General features: G+C 74.0%; 2 protein-coding genes. One reads left to right on the top strand and one right to left on the bottom strand.

What is annotated here, in order from left to right; translation table 11 throughout:
* Nucleotides 1-575 (bottom strand): FAD-dependent monooxygenase (locus ACFU99_RS43825; protein WP_384404394.1); only part of this gene is annotated, 575 nt, incomplete at its 3' end.
* A 35-nt stretch (nt 576-610) separates the two neighbouring features.
* Between ACFU99_RS43825 and ACFU99_RS43820 the strand changes: the two genes are divergently transcribed.
* Nucleotides 611-1357, top strand: a complete 747-nt coding sequence (locus tag ACFU99_RS43820; protein ID WP_384404392.1) for a TetR/AcrR family transcriptional regulator — start codon at nt 611-613, stop codon at nt 1355-1357.
* Nucleotides 1358-1364: the final 7 nt, after the last annotated feature.

Here is a 1364-nt window from a genome sequence, read left to right as displayed (position 1 = left end):
GGGCTCCGTGCCCCGTCCGCGGCCACCAGATAGCGGGCCTCCACGTGGTGGCGGCTGCCGTCCGTACGGTCGAGGAGTGCGGCGCGCACCCGGTCCTCGTCCTGGTCGAAGCCGAGGAGTTCGGTATCGAACCGCACGGTGGCGCCCGCGTCGACGGCGGCGGCGCGCAGGACCGGTTCGAGTATGTCCTGGGCGATCAGGGCGGGCAGTTCGGGGCTGACGTCGATGGCGGGGGCGCCGGCCGCCGCGGGCTGCCACAGCGGGAGCCGCTCGGCCTCGGCGAGCGTCCGGCCCCTCGCCATGTGGTCGTGCCCGGCGAGGTCGCGGGCGGCGTCGTGGACCAGGGCGGCGAGGCCGAGCTCGCGGTAGATCTCCATGCTGCGCATGTGGAAGCGGCGGGCCTTGGGCTGGGGCGAGGTCGTCGAGCGCTTCTCCACCACCGTGACGGTCACGCCGTGGTGGCGGAGCACCAGGGCGGCGGTCAGTCCGACGAGTCCGCCGCCGGTGATCAGAACATCGGTTTCCAGCACGTCGGGGCGGTGTGCGCGACCCTTCGGTGTACGTTGTCCACTCATGGTGGACAGCGTACACCAGCTAGGGTCCGACCACCATGACTTCCGCAGACCGCCGCCCCGCGCCCAGCGGCCTGGTGTGGTTCGACCAGCCCGCGCCGCCCCGCCGCACCGAACAGCTCAGCCGCGAGCGCATCGTCGCCGCCGCGATGGACATGGCCGACCGGGAGGCGAGCGGCGAATTCACCATGCGGGCGCTGGCGGCCGGGCTGGGCGTGCGCAGCCCCATGGCCCTGTACCGCTACGTCGGCAGCAAGGACGGCCTGCTGGACCTGATGTCCGATCAGGTCTACGGGCAGTTCGGCGTCGCGCGCGGCGAGGGCTGGCGCCCCGCGCTGCGCGCCTTGGGCCGTACGGGCTGGGACGCCGTGCAGCGCCACCCGTGGTTCGCGCGCCTGGCCTTCAGCCGCCCCCCGCTGGGCCCGAACGCCCTCGATCTGTACGAGTCCGCCCTCACCGAACTGGACCCCCTCGGGCTCGACGCGGCCACCCGCATGCGGTGCGTCGACACGGTGCTCGGCCAGGTGTTCGGCTCGGGGCTCGCCCTCCTCGAAGAGCGGACCATGCGGGCCCGCGTCGGGCTGAGCACCGACGAGGAGCTGGGGCAGGCCGCCGCGCCCTACCTCGAACGGATCGCCGCCGCGGGCCGGCACCCCCACTTCACCCGCTGGGTCAACGACCCCGAGCGGCACGCCCCCGGACCGCAGCCGTTCGACCAGGTCCTGGAGTGGCTGCTCGACGGGCTGGAGTCCGTGATCTCCCGCGGCGACCGCCCACCGGCCTGACCTGCGC

This window comes from Streptomyces sp. NPDC057654, from assembly GCF_042800135.1.
Taxonomy (GTDB): Bacteria; Actinomycetota; Actinomycetes; order Streptomycetales; family Streptomycetaceae; genus Streptomyces.
This window is presented reverse-complemented; position numbering and strand designations above follow the sequence as displayed.

Excerpts from the sequence above, each read along its gene's own strand:
- ACFU99_RS43820 (WP_384404392.1), top strand. The coding sequence starts at position 611 with ATGACTTCCGCAGACCGCCGCCCCGCGCCCAGCGGCCTGGTGTGGTTC.